This is a genomic window from Blattabacterium cuenoti, assembly GCF_014251795.1.
Classification (GTDB): domain Bacteria; phylum Bacteroidota; class Bacteroidia; order Flavobacteriales; family Blattabacteriaceae; genus Blattabacterium; species Blattabacterium cuenoti_AB.
Genome location: NZ_CP059201.1, coordinates 404,493 through 422,698, shown reverse-complemented (window position 1 = coordinate 422,698; position 18,206 = coordinate 404,493). Strand labels below are relative to the sequence as shown.

Here is an 18,206-nt window from a genome sequence, read left to right as displayed (position 1 = left end):
CAATGATCATTATCTAATTAGAAGAACAATTTTTAATTTTAAGATCTATTAAATTTGGTTTTTTATTTTTTTTATTTTATATGGAAACAAAATATATTTTTGTTACAGGAGGAGTAAGTTCTTCATTAGGAAAAGGAATTGTTTCGGCTTCGTTAGGGATGTTATTAAAGGCGAGAGGATATAAAGTTTCAATGTTAAAATTGGATCCTTATTTTAATATAGATTCAGGAACTTTAAATCCGTATGAACATGGAGAGTGTTTTGTGACTCAAGATGGAGCAGAAACAGATTTAGATTTAGGACATTATGAACGTTTTTTAAATCAACACATGACTAAAGAGAATAATGTAACATCGGGGTTAATATATAAAACAGTGATAGATAATGAAAGAAAAGGAACCTATTTAGGTACAACAGTTCAAGTAATTCCTCATATTACCAATGAAATTAAAAGACGGATTAAAATTTTTGGAGAATCAAAAAATTATGATATTGTTATTACTGAAATTGGAGGGACTGTCGGTGATATAGAAAGTTTACCTTATATTGAATCAGTACGTCAGTTAAAATGGGAATTTGGAAAATTTAATGGATTAGTTATTCATTTAACATTGCTTCCACATATTATAGCAACTGGAGAAGTTAAAACCAAACCAACACAACATTCTGTTCGAAATTTAATGGAAAAAGGAATACAAGCAGATATCATAGTGTGCAGAACGGAAAAACATATATCCGATGATGTTAGACAAAAATTAGCTTTATTTTGCAATGTTAAACCAAAGCATGTTATTGAATCAATAGATACTAAAATTATATATGAAATTCCTTGTTTATTACATTTACAAAGTTTTGATGAAGTAGTATTAAATCATTTAAATTTATCTACTATTACTATTCCTAATTTAAAGGAATGGAAAATTTTTATTAAAAAATATAAAAATCCAAAATTTGAAACAAAAATAGCATTAGTTGGTAAATATGTTTCTTTGCATGATTCTTATAAATCAATTATAGAAGCTTTGATTCATGCAGGAACGAAAAATGAAGTTTTTGTTAATATAAAATGGATTTATTCGGATATGATTAAAGAAAAAAATATAAAAAAATATTTTAAAGGAATTTCAGGTATTTTAGTTGCCCCAGGATTCGGAAATAGAGGAATTGAAGGAAAAATACTTGCGGCAAAATATGCAAGAGAAAATCAAATTCCATTTTTTGGTATATGTTTGGGGATGCAAATTGCCGTCATAGAATTTGCTAGAAACGTGTTAGGATTAAAAAAAGCTGAAAGTCATGAAACCAATCCAAATACATTTCATCCAGTAATAAGTTTAATGAAAAAACAAAAAAAATTAATTAAAACAGGAGGAACGATGCGTTTAGGAAATTGGAAGTGTTCTCTTATGGAAGGTTCTAAAATATTTTCTATTTATGAAGGAAAAAAAGAAATTTTTGAGAGACATCGTCATAGGTATGAATTCAATAATAATTATTTAGAACGTTTTTCTAATGCTGGAATGAAAGCGGTAGGAACTAATCCAGAGACAGGTTTAGTAGAAGCATTAGAATTAGAAGGACATATTTTTTTCTTAGGAGTTCAATACCATCCAGAATATCAAAGCACAGTAACGAATCCACATCCTTTATTTACTACTTTTATACAAGTATCTATAAATACTCAATATTATCAGAATTCTTCATGAAGGATAAAAGCTTAGATTATAATTCTATAATAGGATTCATTCTTATATTATTTGTTTTGATAATTTTTACTTATTTCAATAACAATAATAATAGTAATTATAAAAAATTAAATTCTAATCGCAAAGAATTTTCTATAAAAAAAGAAATTCTTAACAAGAAAAATGATTTTTTTTCATTAGAAAATGATGTTTTAAAAATTAAAATATCAAGTTTGGGAGGAGGAATTCAAGATGTTATTTTAAAGAAATATAAAGCATATGATTCTTTATTAGCATATCATGCTAAAAAACTTCATCTAATAAAAGATTCGAGTTTGATGTATAGATTCTCATTCTTAAATCAAGAAGGATTGAATATTGACACAAGCACTTTATATTTTCAACCTTTTTTATTCAAAAGAAATAAGATATCGGGAATTCAAACTCTTGTTATGAGAGCTAAAAATCCTTATGGAAAAGGATTTTTAGATTATATATATACAATAGGAAAAAAAGATCGATATGATGTTGGTTTTTCTATACAAACTCATCGTTTTTCTCCTTTTTTTTTACAAAAAAAAGAGGGATTTTATCTAAATTTTGAACATAAAATTCTATCCTTAGAAAAGGATAGAGATTGGGAAAATTCTTATACTCAAGTTTATTATTCCATTTCTGATAATCATTCGAATTATGTTAAATATTTATCTGACAAAAAAACGGAAGATAAAAATATATCTGGAATTAATTGGATAGCGGATAAACAACAATTTTTCTCTTTTATATTTATTCCAGAAAAAATATTAAAAAATGTTTTTATTAAATCTGAAAATTTTTCTTCAGGATATTTTTTAAAAAAAGTTCAGTTTCAAATATTTATAAATTCAAAAAAAAATGAAGAATTTCGTTTTTCTTTTCGTTTTTATTTCGGTCCTTTAGATTTAAATTTTTTAAAAAAATATCAAAATGGATTTGAAAATATTATTCCATTTGGATGGGGATTTCTGAAATGGATTAATAAGTATTTCTTTTTAATAATTTTTCAATTTCTAGAAAAAACAAATTTAAATTATGGTGTTATTATTATTTTAATGACTATAGTTGTAAAACTTATATTATACCCAATTACTTATAAACAATATAAGTTAAGTGCTATAATGAAATTGATTCGTCCAGAGATAGATAAATTAAATCACAGATATAAAGAAAATGTTTTTAAAAGACAAAGAGCTATAATGGAATTATATCATAATGTTGGAATTAATCCGATGTCTGGATGTATTTCTACATTATTTCAGATTCCTATTTTTTATTCTTTATTTAAGTTCTTTCCTACTATAATTAATTTGAGAGGAAAATCTTTTTTATGGGTCGAAGACCTGACATCATACGATTCAATTTTAAAATTACCTTTTTTTATCCCTTTTTACGGAAATCATGTCAGTTTGCTTACTTTATTATATTCTTTAGCATTGTTAGTTTATACAAGATTAAGTAATGATGGAAAAAGAAATTTTTCTCAAAATGAGAATGATGTTCCTAACATGAATTTTATATTATATTTAATGCCTATTGTCATGTTATTATTCATAAATAGTTATGCTTCTGCTTTATCTTTGTATTATTTTACATCTAACATAATTAATATTGTATTTTTCTTTTTTATTAAAGAACTAATGTTAGACGAAAAAAAAATTCTAATAAAAATTCAAGAGAAAAAAATTATAAAACGTAATTTTTTAAAAAACATTATGAATATGAAATCAAAAATACAACAATAGTATTATTGATATTATGAAATCAGGAATTTTATTTCTTTATAAGAGAAAGAATATAATTTTTCATTAAATTCAATGATTAATATTCCTTGATCTGTTACAGACCGTATTTTTCCAAAAATGTAATTTTTAGTTTTGTATATATAAAAAAGAGAAATTTGATCTTTTAAATATAAATGATTGATATAATATTCTCTTATAAATTTTTCTCCATGAGTTATAAAAAGGAGATATTCTTTTTGAATAAAATATATAATCTTGTAAAAAAGATAATCTAAATCAAAATTTAAATTAAAAATTTCCTTCAGAGAAGAAGCATTCCACTCTTTTTTAAATTCTTTTTGGTAAATATTTAAACCTATTCCAATAATAATAGTATGAATTTTTTTTGAAAAAACACTATTTTCTATTAAAATTCCACCTATTTTTTTATTATTTATAATAATGTCGTTAGGCCATTTAATCCAAATTTTTTCTTTATTTCTTTTATTATAATATTTATATAAAATTTTATGAATGGCATTACTTACAATAACATTAATGATATATATTTTTTGTACATATAAAATTTTAATAGATTTTAAAACAATGCTGAAAGTTAAATTTTTTTTTTTCTCTGTATTCCATGAATTTTTATGCATTCCTATACCTTTAATTTGATTCATTGTCCAAATAACTATCCAGTTATGTTTTTCATCAACATATTTTTTAGCATATTGATTTGTAGAAGTAATTTCTTTTAATGCAATCAGATTTATAGGCCAAATAAATTTTTTCAAAATGTTTTTATGTTAAAAATTGAACTTCTTTAAATCGAAAACCTTATTTTTGTTTATTGTTTATTTGCAAATAAATTTAAAATAAAAAATACTTGTTATTAAAAAATAATTTTTATTTTGTTATTAGATAAAATCATAGAAGGGATTCAAATGGTTAAAGGAAAAAATATATCTATCGTAAATTTAAAAAATAGAGAAAATTTTATTTGTGATTATTTTGTGATTTGTAATGGAGATTCTCATAATCAAGTGCATGCTATTTCTCAATCTATAGAAAAAATAACGATTGAAGAATTAGAAGAAAAACCTTGGCATATAGAAGGATTGAAAAATAAAGAATGGATTTTAGTTGATTATATTTCTGTTGTTGTTCATATTTTTCAAAAAAAATTCAGAATTTATTATAATATAGATGACCTTTGGAATCAGAATCAAGAATCAATTCATAAAATATAACTAAGGTTTTTATTTAAAATTAAGCAATGAAGAAACCTATATGATAAATAAAAAAATAAAAAGTAAAAACAACTTTTTTTGGGTATATGCAGTCATATTTGCTATATTTTTAGGAATATTTTTTTTTAAATCTTCTTTTTCTAATCCTAGAAAAATAGATCAGGATACTTTTTTTGATATTTTATCAAAAGGAGAAGTACAGAAAATTATAGTGAAACACAGAGAAATAGTATATGTTTATTTAAAAAAAAAATTTTTACCCTTTAATCGTAATAAAAATAATGAAAATGAAAAAAAAATTATAACACAATCACTACAATATGAATTTGAAATAGGAGATTTACAATTTTTTCAGAAAAAATTTGAAGAATATAAGAAGAACTATAATTTAGATACCATTATTGATTTTAAAAATCAACAAGAATATACGATAACTAAATTTTTATTTGATTATGGTATATTTTTTATATTATTAATTGTTTTTTGGATTTTTTTATTTAGAAAAATCGGATCTCCTAGTGGAGGTCCCGGAGGGCAAATATTTAATATAGGAAAATCTAGAGCTAGATTGTTTGATGAAAATGAAAACGTTAAAATAACGTTTAAAGATGTTGCTGGATTAGAAGGAGCAAAAGAAGAAGTTCAAGAAATAGTAGAATTTTTAAAAAGTCCTCAAAAATATACTAAACTTGGAGGAAAAATACCTAAAGGAGCTTTACTCATAGGTCCTCCAGGAACGGGAAAAACATTGTTAGCAAAAGCTGTAGCTGGAGAAGCAAAAGTTCCGTTTTTTTCTTTATCAGGATCAGATTTTGTAGAAATGTTTGTAGGAGTGGGAGCATCTAGAGTGAGAGATTTATTTGAAAAAGCAAAAGAAAAATCTCCATGTATAATATTCATTGATGAAATAGATGCTATAGGAAGAGCTCGTGGAAAAAATAATATAGCTGGATCAAATGATGAAAGGGAAAATACTTTAAATCAACTTTTAACAGAAATGGATGGATTTGGAACTCATACTAATGTCATAGTATTATCTGCTACTAATAGATCTGATATTTTAGATAAAGCTTTACTTCGTCCTGGACGTTTTGATCGTACTATATTAGTAGACCCTCCTGAATTAAATGAGAGAAAAGAGATATTTCATGTACATTTGAAAAGATTAGTATTATCTGATAATGTTGATATAGCATTTTTAGCAAGACAAACTCCAGGGTTTAGTGGAGCAGATATTGCTAATGTTTGTAATGAATCTGCCCTCATTGCTGCAAGAAAAGACAGGTCTCAAATAGAGAATCAAGATTTTCTTGATGCAATAGATCGTATTATTGGAGGTTTGGAAAAGAAGAATAAAATTATAAAACCAAATGAAAAAAAACGAATAGCTTATCATGAAGCGGGTCATGCTACAATCAGTTGGTTATTGGAACATGCTGCTCCTTTAGTAAAAGTAACTATAGTTCCAAGAGGGAGATCTTTAGGATCAGCTTGGTATTTACCAGAAGAAAGACAATTAACTACTCCAGAGCAAATGAAAGACGAAATATGTGCATTGTTAGCAGGAAGATCAGCTGAAGAAATTATTTTTAGTAATGTTTCTACTGGAGCTCTAAATGATTTGGAAAGAGTGACGAAACAAGCTCAATCTATGGTAGTTATTTTTGGATTAAATGAAAAAATTGGAAACATTTCTTATTATGATTCGACAGGACAAAATGAATTTTCTTTTTCAAAACCTTATAGTGAAAAAACAGCTCAGATTATAGATGAAGAAATATCTAAAATTATCACAGAACAATATCAAAGAGCTAAAAATATATTAAAAAACAATGAAAAAAAATTATCAATCTTGGCTAATGAATTATTGGAAAAAGAAGTTATTTTTAGAGAAGATTTAAAAAAAATATTTGGAGAAAGACCTTATCCTGATGAAATAGGTGATATGTTAAGTTCTGTTAGTAATGCTTCTTCTACTTAAAATTTATAATTTAGAGATGAATAAAAAAAAATTTTTAGACTTTTTCATCAGATTTATTACCGGATTGATTTATGTGGGTTTGATTGTTTTTTCTATTGAAAAAGGAGAAAAAACTTTTAGAATTGTAATGATGATTTTATCTTTTTTTTGTTTACTTGAATTTTTGTTAATATTAAAAACAAATATAATTTTAATTAAAATTACCTCTCTATTTTTTTTGTTTCCCATTCTTATAGATTTTTTCACGGAAAAAGGATTCGTTTTGTATATAATTTTTTTCATTCCTTATTCTATAATTTTTCTTTTTATTCAATTACTTTCTAAAAAGTATTCACATAGAGATAAAATAATACAAGTAAATCATTTAATTTTTGGATTGGTATATGTTATAATGCCATTTTATTTAGCATCTTATATATATGCTATAGTTCATCATGGAAAACAATTAATTTTAGGTGTATTTATTTTAATATGGACAAATGATTCTTTATCTTATTTGATAGGAAGAAAATGGGGAAAAAGAAAAATAGCTATATCTATTTCTCCTAATAAATCAATAGAAGGAATTGTTGGTGGATTATTTTTTTGTATCATGTTAGGATTTTTATTGTATGAAATATGGGGGAAAAAATATTGGTTTATTTTATCTTTTACTATTCCTATTTTTTCCATTGTCGGAGATCTTGTAGAGTCTACTATTAAAAGATCTTTTAATGTAAAGAATTCAGGGACTTTTTTTCCTGGACATGGTGGTTTTTTAGATAGATTAGACAGTTTTATTTTTGTGATTCCTATTATAGCTACTGTGGTTATTAGTATTATTTACATTTTATAAATATTTTTTATTTATAGAGTTTTATAATTATGATTCATAAAGAAGGAATTTCATTTTTAGTGTATACACTAGTAATAATACTATTGTTATTGATTTTTTCTTTTTTATTATTATCTAGATTAATTTGTATTTTTTTATCTATTTTTTTTGTTATACTTTATCTTTTTTTTATTTTCTTTTTTAGAAATCCAAAAAGAAATTTTTATGAGAATTATGAAAAAGATCATAATCAAGATATAGTTATATCTCCTGCTGATGGAAAAATTTTAGAAATCAAAAAAATTTTTGAAAATGAATTTTTAAAAAAAAACTGTATATGTATTTCTATTTTTATGTCACCTTTTGATGTACATGTTAATAGATTTCCTGTTTCTGGAAAAATTATTTATGTAAAATACTATTACGGAAAATATGCCATAGCTTGGCTTCCTAAAGCTTCATCAAATAATGAACATACAACAATAGTAGTAGAAACAAATAAAGGAAAAAAAATATTATTCCGACAAATAGCTGGTTTTTTAGCTAGACGTATTATTTTATATGCAAAAAAAAATTCTTTGGTAAAAAAAGGAGATGAATTTGGATTTATTAAATTTGGATCTCGAGTCGATGTTTTCTTACCATTAAACTCTGTTATTTTAGTGAAAAAGGGAGAAAAAGTTGTTGGAGGAGAAACTAAAATTTCTATTATTCCATTATGATAAACTCCCTTTACTAATTTTTTTATTTTACTTCTTCATAATCTACATCTTGCACATTTTCATTTCCTTTGTTACTTTTTTCTTCATTTTCTTTTTTATTTGATTGATTATTTTTATTTATATTTTCTTGATAAATTTCTTGAGAGGCATTAGTCCAAGCTTCATTAAGTTTTTTCATGTATTTCTCAATAGAGGAAAAATCTTTTTTTGAGTGAGCTTTTTTTAATTCTTCTAAAGAATCTTTTATATTTTTTTTATTGTTTTCAGATAATTTACTTCCGTAATCTTTCAATTGTTTTTCAGATTGAAAGATTTGATTATCTGCTGCATTTAATTTTTCGATTTCTTTTTTTATTTTTTCATCTTTTTGTGCATTTTCTTTTGCTTCTTTTTTCATTTTTTCTATTTCTTCTTGATTTAAACCTGAAGAAGTTTCGATACGTATAGATTGTTCTTTTCCTGTTCCTTTTTCTTTTGCAGAAACATGAAGGATTCCATTAGCATCTATATCAAAAGTTACCTCAATTTGAGGAATACCTCTAGGTGCTGGAGGAATATCTACTAAATCAAATCGGCCTATTTCTTTATTGTCATTGAACATTGGTCTTTCACCTTGTCCTACACGTATAGTTACTGCTGATTGATTATCAGATGCAGTAGAAAAAACTTCTGATTTTTTAGTAGGAATTGTAGTATTAGATTCAATAAGTTTAGTAAAAACTCCTCCTAAAGTTTCAATTCCTAAAGATAAAGGTGTGACATCTAATAATAATACATTTTGTACATCTCCTGTTAAAACTCCGCCTTGTATAGCTGCACCAATTGCTACAACTTCATCTGGATTCACTCCTTTAGATGGTTTTTTTCCAAAAAATTTTTCGACTTCTTCTTGAACTTTCGGTATCCGGGTAGATCCTCCTACTAAAATAACTTCATTTATATCCTTAGTTGTTAAATTTGCATCTTTCAATGCTTGAGAACAAGGATGAATTGACCTCTGTATTAATTTCTCTGATAATTGCTCAAATTTTGATCGTATTAAGGTTAATACTAGATGTTTAGGTCCTGATTCTGTTGCCGTAATATACGGAAGATTTATTTCCGTTTGATTAGAAGAAGATAATTCTATTTTAGCTTTTTCAGATGCTTCTTTTAAACGTTGTAATGCCATAGGATCCTTTCTAAGATCTAAACCTTCTTTATATTTAAATTCGTTTGCTAAGTAATTAATAATAACTTGATCAAAATCGTCTCCTCCTAAATGAGTATCCCCATTGGTCGATAGAACTTCAAATACACCATCACCTAGTTCTAAAATAGAAACATCAAATGTTCCTCCTCCTAAATCATATACTACTATTTTCTTATTTTGATTACTTTTATCTAAACCATAAGCTAAAGCTGCTGCTGTCGGTTCATTGATAATTCTTTCTACTTTTAATCCTGCTATTTCTCCAGCTTCTTTAGTAGCTTGTCTTTGTGCATCATTAAAATAAGCAGGAACCGTAATGACTGCTTTACTAATTTCCGCTCCTAGATAATCTTCAGCTGTTTTTTTCATTTTTTGTAAAATCATTGCAGATATTTCTTGTGGAGCATATAATCTTTTTTCTATATCAACTCGAGGAGTATTATTTCCTCCTTTGATAACTTTATAAGGAATGTGTTTTAGTTCTTCAGTTACTTCCGAATACATTCTTCCCATGAATCTTTTGATTGAAAAAATAGTTTTTTGTGGATTAGTTACAGCCTGTCTTTTAGCAGGGTCTCCTATTTTTCTTTCTCCTCCTTCTACAAAAGCAACTATAGATGGAGTAGTTCTTTTTCCTTCTGAGTTAGGAATCACAATAGGATCATTAATTTCCATAACAGCAACACAAGAATTTGTTGTTCCTAAATCTATGCCTATAATTTTACTCATTTTTATTACGTTTTTTCATATGTTAATTTCATTGAATAGCACTCCAATCATTATGCCATAATGAAAATAAAACTTTTATAAATAAAGTGACCAGAAAGTATGACAAAAAAAAGCTTTTATAAAAAATGTTTTTTATGACAAAAAGTCATTTATTAAAATTTTTAAATTTCTTATATTGGAAGAATAAAAAAAAAGTAATATGGATTTTTTGAGTTTAAAGACGATTTCTGCTAAAAAAAGCATAGTAGTAAAATATTGGATGATTATAGATGCAACTAATCAAATCTTGGGAAGATTATCCACTAAAATCGCTTGTATTATAATGGGTAAACATAAACCTTTTTATTCTCCACACATAAATTGTGGAGATTATGTTATCGTGATTAATTCTAATAAAATCAAACTTTCTGGAAAAAAATGGATCAATAAAAAATATGTGTATCATACTGGTTATCCAGGTGGTCAAAAAACTATTTCCATTCAAAATATGTTCAATAAAGACTCAAGAAATATAATATATAAATCAGTAAAAGGGATGTTACCTAAAAACCGTTTAGGAAGATTAATAATTAAAAATTTATATGTATATCCTGAATCGGAACATAAACATAAAGCTCAAAAACCTATTTTATTAAAATAAATAAAATTAAAATAATTATGATACATACCATAGGAAGAAGAAAAAGGTCTTTAGCACGTATTTATTTAAAAACAGGGAACGGATTAATAACTATCAATTCTTTAAAATTAGATCAGTATTTTCCAGAATATCTTCATAAAAAAATATTGTATCCTATTGAAATAGTAGAAAAAATAAGTCAGTTTGATATAAATGTGAAAGTGTTTGGAGGAGGATTTAATGGTCAAGCAGAAGCAATTCGTCTAGCTATATCTCGTGCACTTTGTCTAGTTGATATAAAAAACAGAAAAAAATTAAAATCTGAGGGATTATTAACACGCGATTCCAGAGAAGTAGAAAGAAAAAAATTTGGTCAAAAAAAGGCCAGAAAAAAATATCAATTTTCCAAACGTTAGAAAAATTCATATAATGAAAATCAATATTGAAGACTTATTAAAAGCTGGAGTACATTTTGGACATATTGCACGAAAATGGAATCCTAACATGCGTCCTTTTATTTTTATGAAAAAAGGAGGAATTCATATTATAGATTTATCAAAAACCATTTTAAAATTAAAGGAAGCTTGTGAAGAATTAAAAAAAATAGCAAAAAATGGAAAAAAAATATTATTGGTAGGAACAAAAGCTCAAGCTAGAGAAAAAGTTTTTTCATATGCTAAAAGTGTTAACATGCCTTGCATAACAGAAAGATGGTTGGGAGGATTACTAACAAATTTTACAACAATTCGCAAGTCTGTAAAAAAAATGAGTAATATAGAAAAAATGAAAAAAAATGGAACTTTTGATACATTATCTAAAAAAGAAAGATTATTAATAGACCGATTGTATGCTAAATTATATAAAAATTTAGGAAGTATTTCAAATATGAATCACATACCAGGTGGTATTTTTTTGATAGATCCAAATCAAGAAAAAATAGCTTTGACTGAAGCCATAAAATTAAAAATCCCCATTTTTGCAATGGTAGATACTAATACAAATCCTAACGATATTCAATATCCTATTCCTTCTAATGATGATTCTTCTAAATCTATAGATATTATTTTGAAATTTGTGTCAGAAGCAATTCAACATGGAATTTATATCCATAAAAATGAACGAGAAAATAAAAATTTTATAAATAAAAAATTATGAAAATTTCTGTAGAAGAAGTTAATAAACTTAGAAAAATAACAGGAATTGGAATTATGTCTTGTAAAAAAGCATTGATTCAATCTAACGGAAATATTAATGATGCTATTTATATTTTAAGAAAAAAAGGAGAAAAAGTAGCAATCAATCGTTCATTATATGAAATGAAATATGGGGCTCTTATTGCTTCCGTTAATTCTAATCATTCTTGTGGAACAATTATAGGAGTTAGTTGCGAAACTGATTTTTTATCTAAAAATTCTGAATTTTTAGATTTTTTATCCATTCTATCAAAACAATCATTGTTATTCAATAACAAATTTGACTTTTTACATAGTTCATATAACAAATACAAAAGTATACAAGAAATGATTGTAAATCAAATGGGTATCGTAGGAGAAAAATTAGAATTAAAAATATTTGAAAAAATAGATTCTCCATTTGTTATGAACTACACTCACAACACTAATAAAATTGCAACATTAGTTGGTTTTTCTAATCAAACAAACATATTTGTCGCAAAAAATATAGCTATGCATGTAGCTGCTATGAATCCTATAGCTATTAATGAAAAAGGAATTTCTAGTTTATTAATTGATGAAGAAATTAAAATTATTGAATATCAAATAAAAAAAGAAAATAAATCTGATCATATCAAGAAAAAAATAATTCAAGGTAAAATTGAAAAATTTTTATTAGAAAACACTTTACTTAATCAAAAATTTATAAAAGACAATAAAATAACTGTTCAAAGATATTTAAATCAAAATGATAAAAATTTAAAAATAAATCTCTTTAAGAGAGCTAGTATTTAATTATCAAATTGAATGAAAAAATTAATGTTAATAATTTTAGATGGTTGGGGAATATCTAACCATAAAAACTGTTATTATTCTGCAATAGAACAGGCTTTTACTCCATTTATTGATCACTGTTCTATACATTATCCTTATAGTCAATTAAAAGCATCAGGATCTGATGTTGGATTACCTAAAGGACAAATGGGTAATTCAGAAGTGGGTCATATTAATTTAGGATCTGGACGTAAAATAATTCAAAGTCTGGAAAAAATTAATATTTCTATTAAAAATAATTTTTTTTTAAAAAAAATAGATGTTTTTTTTAATAAAATCTCTATTTCTAACAAAAGAATTCATTTTATTGGATTATTATCTGATGGGGGAGTTCATTCACATATGGACCATCTATTTTATTTACTTAAAATAGCCAAAAAAAAGAAAATAAAAGATGTTTTTATACATGTTTTTACAGATGGAAGAGATTCTTCTCCAAAAAAGAGCATTTTTTATATCAAAAAACTTTTAAATGTGACTAAAAAATATGTTGGAAAATTGTCTTCTGTTATTGGAAGATATTATTCAATGGATCGTGATCAAAAATGGGAACGAACTAAAAAAGCATATGATGCAATGGTTCATTCAAAAGGAATGTATACTAAAAATATTCTTTTATCTATAGAAAAATTGTATCAAAATGGAATAACAGATGAATTTATATCTCCTTTAATAATTGTTGATGAAAATGAAATTCCTATTTCTAGAATTAAGGATGGAGATGCTGTTTTTTGTTTTAATTTTCGTTCTGATCGTTCTAGACAAATTACAGAACTTTTAACGGAAAATGATATTTCTTCTTCATTTTCAAAAATGAAGAAATTAAGTTTATCTTATTATATAACTATGACTTGTTTTAATTCTAAATACAAAGGAATTCATGTTCTTTTTGAAAAAGAATATTTATCAAATACTTTAGGAGAAATTTTAGAAAAAGAAGGAAAACAACAAATACGTATAGCTGAAACAGAAAAGTATCCACATGTTACCTTCTTTTTCTCTGGAGGAAGAGAAAATCCTTTTGATAAAGAAGTCAGGATTTTATGTGAATCACCTAAAATTCCTACTTATGATTTAAAACCTGAAATGAGTGCAGAAAATATTGTGAAAAAAATTATTCCAGAATTGAAAAGAAAACAATCAGATTTTATTTGTTTGAATTTTGCTAATCCGGATATGGTTGGCCATACTGGAAAAATGAAAGAAACAATACAAGCATGTGAATTTGTTGATAAATGCGTTAAATTTTGTTCTGAAGAAGCTACAAAAAATTCGTACGCCGTTATTATTGTTGGAGATCATGGAAATGCAGATTACATGATAAATCCAGATGGAACACCTCATACAGCTCATACTACATCTTTAGTTCCTTTTATTCTTTTAGATAGAGATATCAAAAAAAAAGATGTTCTTTTAAAGAAAGAAGGAGTTTTATCTGATGTTGCTCCTACTATTTTGGAATTAATGAAATTACCGATTCCTAAAATTATGAGTGGAACTTCTATAATCATAAATAAAAAATAAAAATTATTTTGATACAATTAAAGACTATTGAAGAAATAATCCTAATCAAAAAAAGTGCTTTTTTAGCTTCCAAAACATTAGGAATGTTAGCAAGAGAAATTAAACCAGGAATTAATACGCTTTATTTAGATAAACTTGCAGAAAATTTTATTCGTGATCATGGTGGTAAACCAGCTTTTTTAGGATTATATGACTTTCCAAATACTTTATGTGTTTCTCCAAATCATCAAGTTGTACATGGAATTCCAAATCAACTTCCTTTATGTGAAGGAGATATTTTATCTATAGATTGTGGTGTTTACATGAATGGATTTTATGGAGAACATGCTTATACTTTTGAAGTAGGAAAAGTATCTTATAATACAAAAAAATTTTTAGATTTTTCTAGAAAATCTCTTTATATTGGAATCTCTAATTGTAAAAGTGGAAATAGAATTGGAGATATAGGTTATTCAATTCAATCTTTTATTGAAAAACATGGCTACAATGTGGTAAAAAATCTTGTAGGCCATGGATTAGGTAAAAATATGCATGAAGATCCAAAAGTACCAAATTTTGGAGAAAAAGGAAAAGGCCTGAAATTAAAAGAAGGATTAGTTCTTTCTATAGAACCAATGGTAAATATTGGTACATCTAAAGTTTTTTTTCACAAAGATGGATGGACAATAACGACTTTAGATAAAAAGATTTCATCTCACTATGAACATAATGTAGCTATTGTAGATGGATCTCCTTGTTTACTTTCAACTTTTCGTTATATTTATAAAGAACTTAATATTAACACATTAGAAGAAGAACCTTTTCAAAATAAAAAAATTTATATTGATAATATTTGATATGAAATTTTTGTTTTTATTATTAAGTTTTGTAATTTACTGTTAAATAACATAATTTGCATTTCAAATATAGGATATGCCTACTATACAGCAGTTAATTAGAAAAGGACGTACTTCTGTTTCTAAAAAACGGAAATCTGTGGCTTTAGAATATTGTCCTCAGAAAAGAGGAGTTTGTACTAGGGTTTACACTACGACACCAAAAAAACCTAATTCCGCTATGCGGAAAGTTGCTCGTGTTCGTTTTACTAATGGAAGAGAGGTTATTAGTTATATAACAGGAGAAGGACATAATCTTCAAGAGCATTCAATTGTATTAGTGAAAGGAGGTAGAGTCAAGGATTTACCTGGTGTGAAATATAAAATAGTGCGTGGAGCCAGAGATACAGCTGGAGTTAATGGAAGAAAAAAAAGTAGAAGTAAATACGGAGCTAAAATAGCTAAAAAAGATTAAACTATTCTATGAGAAAAGTAAAAAAAAAAGAAAAAGTATATTTTCCTGATCCTAAATTTCATGATTCTCTAGTTACACGTTTTGTGAATCATTTAATGAAAAATGGTAAAAAAAATATAGCTTATAATATATTTTATGATGCTATGAAAAAAATAGACATCATTAAAGAAAAAGAAGAAAAATCTGCGTTAGAAATATGGAAAGAAGGATTAAAAAATGTAATGCCTCATGTGGAAGTTAGAAGTCGTCGTATGGGTGGGTCAAATATTCAAGTTCCTGTTCCTATCTCTTCTAAGAGTAAGATAACAAAAGCAATGAAATTATTAATATCTTGTGCTTCTATTAGACATGAAAAAAAAATGGCTAATAAATTAGCATATGAAATATGGGAAGCTTTTAAAGAACAAGGAGAAGCAGTGAAAAGAAAAGAAAATATTCACAAAATGGCAGAAGCAAATAAAGCCTTTTCGCATTTTAGATTTTAGTTATTTTTATATGGCAAGAAATTTGAAGTATACAAGAAATATAGGAATTGCAGCACATATTGATGCAGGAAAAACTACTACTACAGAAAGAGTTTTGTTTTACACAGGTATTAACCACAAAATAGGAGAAGTTCATGATGGTGCAGCTACTATGGATTGGATGCAACAAGAACAAGAGCGTGGAATCACTATAACTTCTGCAGCAACATGTTGTGAATGGATGTATAATCAAAAAAAATATCAAATTAATATTATAGATACTCCAGGACATGTTGATTTTACTGTAGAAGTAGAAAGATCTATGAGAGTCTTAGATGGTATGGTAGTTTTATTTAGTTCCGTAGATGGAGTGGAGCCTCAATCTGAAACTGTATGGAGACAAGCAGATAAATATGGGATTCCTAGGATAGCTTTTGTTAATAAAATGGATCGTCAGGGTGCTGATTTTTTTAATGTTTGTTCTCAAATAAAAAAAATTTTAGGAGCGAATTCAGTTCCTATACAAATTCCTATAGGAATTGGGGATAATTTTCAAGGTGTTATAGATTTGATAGCTAATCAGGCAATTATATGGGATGATAAAAATTATGGAATGACTTATCAAAAAATTCCTATTCCAGATAATATGAAAAAGATAGTAAATGATCATAAAAATCAACTTATTGAAGCATTATCTGAATATGATGACAAAATAATGGAAAAATTTTTGTATTCTCCCCATTCTTCTATATCACAAAAAGAAATAATTCTTTCTTTACGAGAAAATACAATAAAAATGAAAATAATTCCTATTTTGTGTGGTTCTTCTTTTAAAAACAAAGGAGTCCAAACTATGTTAGATGCCATATGTAAATATTTGCCTTCTCCTCTTGATGTTAAAGATATAGTAGGAATAAATCCCATTAATCAAAAAGAAGAAAAGAGAAAACCTAACGAAAATGAACCTTTTTCCGCTTTAGCTTTTAAAATTTCAAGTGATCCTTTTGTTGGTCGACTAGCTTTCTTTAGAGTTTATTCTGGAAAAATAGAATCAGGTTCTTATAGTTTTAATGTTAGATCGGGAAATAAAGAACGTATTTCTAGGATATATCAAATGCATGCAAATAAACAAAATCCGGTTAGTAAAATCGGAGCAGGAGATATTGCAGCTGTAGTAGGTTTTAAAGATATTAAAACGGGAGATACTTTATGTGATGAGAAACATCCAATTTTACTGGAAAAAATATTTTTTCCTGAACCAGTAATTGGTTTGGCTATTGAACCTAAATATAAATCAGATATAGATAAAATGAGTTTAGCATTATCAAAATTAATGGAGGAAGATCCTACTTTTCAAGTTAGGACAGATAATTACACAGGTCAAACTATTATTTCTGGTATGGGAGAACTTCATTTAGAAATAATTGTTGATAGAATGAAACGAGAATTTAAAGTAGAAGTCAACCAAGGGAAACCTCAGGTAGAATATAAAGAAGCTTTAAGAAATTTAGTAGAACATAGAGAAATTTATAAAAAACAAACAGGAGGAAGAGGAAAATATGCAGATATTTTATTTAGACTTGAACCCGGAAATATAGGGGAATCTGGTTTAACTTTCATTAATAAAATAAAAGGAGGAAATATTCCAAAAGAATATATTCCTTCTATAGAAAAAGGATTTAAAGAAATGATGAAAAGTGGTCCTTTGTCTGGATATGAAATAGATAATGCAAAAGTAACCGTTTTAGATGGATCTTATCATTCTGTTGATTCTGATCAATTATCTTTTGAATTAGCAGGAAAGTTAGGTTTTAGAGAGGCTGCTAAAAAAGCTAAACCAATTCTTTTAGAACCAATTATGAAATTAGAAGTTTTAATTCCAGAAGAAAATATGGGAGATATAATAGGAGATTTAAATCGTAGAAGAGGAATTGTACAAAATATGAAGACTAAAAATAATATAAAAGTAATTCAAGCTTTGGTTCCATTATCGGAAATGTTTGGATATGTTACCGTATTACGAACACTATCTTCTGGTAGAGGCACCTCTGTTATGGAGTTTTCTCATTATGATATAGTTCCTGAAGCTGTGATGGATAATGTAATTGTAGAAAATAAAAATCAAAATAAAAAAGTAAAAAAATAATAGTGTAAAAAATTGACATGT

Annotated in this window: 17 protein-coding genes; 15 read left to right on the top strand and 2 right to left on the bottom strand. The window is 26.0% G+C overall.

What is annotated here, in order from left to right; all coding sequences use genetic code 11:
• Nucleotides 1-80: 80 nt before the first annotated feature.
• Nucleotides 81-1,706, top strand: coding sequence for a CTP synthase (locus tag H0H55_RS02075; protein WP_185861105.1), 1,626 nt, complete (start codon nucleotides 81-83; stop codon nucleotides 1,704-1,706).
• Nucleotides 1,703-3,466 (top strand): YidC/Oxa1 family insertase periplasmic-domain containing protein, encoded by a 1,764-nt coding sequence (locus tag H0H55_RS02070; RefSeq protein ID WP_185861104.1) that lies wholly within the window; start codon nucleotides 1,703-1,705, stop codon nucleotides 3,464-3,466. The genes H0H55_RS02075 and H0H55_RS02070 overlap by 4 nt, the downstream gene beginning before the upstream one ends.
• A gap of 11 nt (nucleotides 3,467-3,477) precedes the next feature.
• Here H0H55_RS02070 and H0H55_RS02065 read toward each other — a convergent pair whose 3' ends face one another.
• Nucleotides 3,478-4,242, bottom strand: coding sequence for a biotin--[acetyl-CoA-carboxylase] ligase (locus H0H55_RS02065; protein WP_185861103.1), 765 nt, complete (start codon nucleotides 4,240-4,242; stop codon nucleotides 3,478-3,480).
• A gap of 117 nt (nucleotides 4,243-4,359) precedes the next feature.
• Between H0H55_RS02065 and rsfS the strand changes: the two genes are divergently transcribed.
• Genes rsfS through H0H55_RS02045 form a run of 4 tightly spaced genes read left to right on the top strand, consistent with a single transcriptional unit; the run spans nucleotide 4,360 to nucleotide 8,215 of the window.
• Nucleotides 4,360-4,698, top strand: a complete 339-nt coding sequence (gene rsfS, locus H0H55_RS02060; protein WP_185861102.1) for a ribosome silencing factor — start codon at nucleotides 4,360-4,362, stop codon at nucleotides 4,696-4,698.
• A gap of 40 nt (nucleotides 4,699-4,738) precedes the next feature.
• Complete coding sequence (gene ftsH / locus H0H55_RS02055; RefSeq protein ID WP_185861101.1) at nucleotides 4,739-6,679, top strand: ATP-dependent zinc metalloprotease FtsH; 1,941 nt, start codon at nucleotides 4,739-4,741, stop codon at nucleotides 6,677-6,679.
• Nucleotides 6,680-6,695: 16 nt separating this feature from the next.
• Nucleotides 6,696-7,514, top strand: a complete 819-nt coding sequence (locus tag H0H55_RS02050; RefSeq protein WP_185861100.1) for a phosphatidate cytidylyltransferase — start codon at nucleotides 6,696-6,698, stop codon at nucleotides 7,512-7,514.
• 29 nt (nucleotides 7,515-7,543) lie between these two features.
• The gene (locus tag H0H55_RS02045) at nucleotides 7,544-8,215 is read left to right on the top strand and encodes a phosphatidylserine decarboxylase family protein (protein WP_185861099.1); all 672 of its coding nucleotides are present in this window, start codon (nucleotides 7,544-7,546) and stop codon (nucleotides 8,213-8,215) included.
• Between the two features lie 22 nt (nucleotides 8,216-8,237).
• On the opposite strand, the gene dnaK is transcribed toward H0H55_RS02045, so the two are convergent.
• Nucleotides 8,238-10,136: a molecular chaperone DnaK gene (gene dnaK, locus H0H55_RS02040; protein ID WP_185861098.1), complete on the bottom strand. Its 1,899-nt coding sequence runs from the start codon at nucleotides 10,134-10,136 to the stop codon at nucleotides 8,238-8,240.
• Nucleotides 10,137-10,335: 199 nt separating this feature from the next.
• Here dnaK and rplM point away from each other — a divergent pair, with 199 nt between their 5' ends.
• The 9 genes from rplM (at nucleotide 10,336) to fusA (ending at nucleotide 18,185) form a co-directional block, all read left to right on the top strand.
• Nucleotides 10,336-10,776: a 50S ribosomal protein L13 gene (gene rplM, locus H0H55_RS02035; RefSeq protein ID WP_185861097.1), complete on the top strand. Its 441-nt coding sequence runs from the start codon at nucleotides 10,336-10,338 to the stop codon at nucleotides 10,774-10,776.
• A gap of 17 nt (nucleotides 10,777-10,793) precedes the next feature.
• Nucleotides 10,794-11,171, top strand: coding sequence for a 30S ribosomal protein S9 (gene rpsI / locus H0H55_RS02030; RefSeq protein WP_185861096.1), 378 nt, complete (start codon nucleotides 10,794-10,796; stop codon nucleotides 11,169-11,171).
• Nucleotides 11,172-11,184: 13 nt separating this feature from the next.
• Nucleotides 11,185-11,910 (top strand): 30S ribosomal protein S2, encoded by a 726-nt coding sequence (gene rpsB, locus H0H55_RS02025; RefSeq protein WP_185861095.1) that lies wholly within the window; start codon nucleotides 11,185-11,187, stop codon nucleotides 11,908-11,910.
• Nucleotides 11,907-12,722: a translation elongation factor Ts gene (gene tsf, locus H0H55_RS02020; RefSeq protein ID WP_185861094.1), complete on the top strand. Its 816-nt coding sequence runs from the start codon at nucleotides 11,907-11,909 to the stop codon at nucleotides 12,720-12,722. The genes rpsB and tsf overlap by 4 nt, the downstream gene beginning before the upstream one ends.
• A gap of 12 nt (nucleotides 12,723-12,734) precedes the next feature.
• Nucleotides 12,735-14,285 carry a 2,3-bisphosphoglycerate-independent phosphoglycerate mutase gene (gpmI, locus tag H0H55_RS02015; protein WP_185861093.1) on the top strand — a complete coding sequence of 517 codons (1,551 nt, stop codon included), beginning with the start codon at nucleotides 12,735-12,737 and terminating at the stop codon, nucleotides 14,283-14,285.
• A gap of 8 nt (nucleotides 14,286-14,293) precedes the next feature.
• Nucleotides 14,294-15,121: a type I methionyl aminopeptidase gene (gene map, locus H0H55_RS02010; protein ID WP_185861092.1), complete on the top strand. Its 828-nt coding sequence runs from the start codon at nucleotides 14,294-14,296 to the stop codon at nucleotides 15,119-15,121.
• A gap of 76 nt (nucleotides 15,122-15,197) precedes the next feature.
• Entirely contained in the window at nucleotides 15,198-15,575 is a 378-nt protein-coding gene (rpsL, locus tag H0H55_RS02005; protein ID WP_185861091.1) for a 30S ribosomal protein S12, read from the top strand.
• 8 nt (nucleotides 15,576-15,583) lie between these two features.
• Nucleotides 15,584-16,060: a 30S ribosomal protein S7 gene (gene rpsG, locus H0H55_RS02000; protein WP_185861090.1), complete on the top strand. Its 477-nt coding sequence runs from the start codon at nucleotides 15,584-15,586 to the stop codon at nucleotides 16,058-16,060.
• Nucleotides 16,061-16,070: 10 nt separating this feature from the next.
• A complete protein-coding gene (fusA, locus tag H0H55_RS01995) occupies nucleotides 16,071-18,185 on the top strand; it encodes an elongation factor G (RefSeq protein ID WP_185861089.1) in 2,115 nt (704 codons plus the stop codon).
• Nucleotides 18,186-18,206 lie beyond the last annotated feature (21 nt).